At 70.5% G+C, this 1,726-nt stretch carries 1 protein-coding gene and 1 pseudogene; both read left to right on the top strand.

The window, feature by feature from the left end:
- Positions 1 to 1,295 (top strand): annotated as a pseudogene (locus GA0115259_RS28555) (ATP/GTP-binding protein); the annotation flags it as partial.
- 17 nt (positions 1,296 to 1,312) lie between these two features.
- The coding region (locus GA0115259_RS28550) for a conjugal transfer protein TraB (protein ID WP_093602366.1) at positions 1,313 to 1,726 on the top strand (414 nt) is incomplete at its 3' end.

The following is a 1,726-nucleotide window of genomic DNA, read 5'->3' as shown; positions in this document are numbered from 1 at the left end:
CCGCCAGCCCCCGGGCCGAACGAGCCCGCGGCCGTCAGGAGCGCGCCGCCGACCGCCAGGCCGCCCGGCAGCAGCGGCGCAGCGCGAATCAGGCCGCCAACCTCGCCGACCGCAGCAAGGACCGCGACCAGGACCGCGTCGCCAACCAGGCGGCGCGCGAGGAACGCCGCAGGGCGAAAGACGAGCGGGAGGCCGCGAGGAAGGCGAAGCGGGAGGCCGCCAAGGCCGCAGACGACCGCACCACCCTCGGTGCGGCCGTGGCGGAGGAAGCGCAGCGCCGCTGGGACAAGCGCCGCGGAACCGAAAAGGACAAGGCCGCGAAGGGCGACAAGGCCAAGGACTCCGAGGCCACGACCAAGAAGATGCCCAAGGACGGCCCTGAGGCGTCTTCTGACGGCCCGAAGGCCGACGCCGCGACCAAGGAGCCGGACGACGGCAAGAAGGGCGGCGAGAAGCCGTCTGACAGCCCCGACGACAAGGCCGCGAAGGACGGCACCGGGACGGACGACAGCCCCAGGCCGGACGACGTCAACGACCAGCCGGGCACGGACGACAGCAGCGACAGCCGCTCCTTCAAGGAAAAGATCAAGGACTTCTTCACCAAACCCGAAGAGGAGACCACCCCGCCCCAGGCGGAGGAGCCGTCAAGGCTCCGGCCCGAAGACCTGAACGTCACGGTGGACCGCCCTGACGGCCCGGCCCGGTCCCCGAAGTCCGAACCGGCTGAGGAAGTCATCTGGGACGCGGTCATCGTCGACGATCCGGCCGACCCCTTCGGGGCGCACACCACGAGCCGGGCAGGCCTTCCCCGCGCCCCGGAGCCCCACACCCAGCGCCCCGGCACCACCCGCCCCAAGGAGAATCCCGTGGCCTCTGAGGTCAAGAAGACCACGCCGGGCCAGGCCGGCATGGCAGCCAAACACCGCACCGACATCACCTTCAGCGAGTACCTGATAGAGATCGCGAATATCACGATCTCTGCCGTACGCGACAAGGACCGCGCCCGGGACCTGGCCGACGCGCTCGGCAAGGTCGCCGACGCCCTGCGGGACATGGCAGCCGACCTGGTCGGCGACCACAACATCGCCACCGCGGTCACCGAGCAGATCTCCGACCTCGCCGACGCCGCCGCCCGCATGAAACTGCTGGCCGACCGGTGCGCCACCGAATGCGAAGTCGCTTCCGAAGCCGCCCGGATCGCCGCAGTCGCGGTCGGCCGGACCTACGGCGAGGACATCCGGGCCATGGACGAGGCAGGCCTCGCACACGCCTCCTCCGCCGCTCACCACGACTAGGAAAAGGAGAGCCCGATATGAGCAGCAACCTCGTGCCCCGCCCGTCCGGCGGCGCATCTGCCGCATGGACGGACGGCGAGAACCGGTACAAGGCTGTCCAGCACAAGCTCAAGACGCTGGGCAAGGCCATGGACATGGCCGGCAGCGAACTCGAGGCGCTCGTGCGCGGCATGCGTATGAACGCCCGGCGAGCCGAGGGCCTGGCCGTGGACATCGCCAACGCTGAACTGGACCGCAAGTTCGTGGGGCTGACGGGACAGGTGTCCGTCGCCCTGGGCGGCGCCGCCGTCGAGGTCGAGAAACTCCATCAGGCGGCACAAGAGGTGTCCGGCCTGGCCCGCGACACGCGCCGTACGCACGCACGGCTGTATGAGGCCCTGGACGACATCCGCTCCAGCCGCAGGGAACGCACCCCCAAGCCGGGCTTCTTC

This window comes from Streptomyces sp. MnatMP-M17 (genome assembly GCF_900091995.1).
Taxonomy (GTDB): Bacteria; Actinomycetota; Actinomycetes; order Streptomycetales; family Streptomycetaceae; genus Streptomyces.
This window is presented reverse-complemented; position numbering and strand designations above follow the sequence as displayed.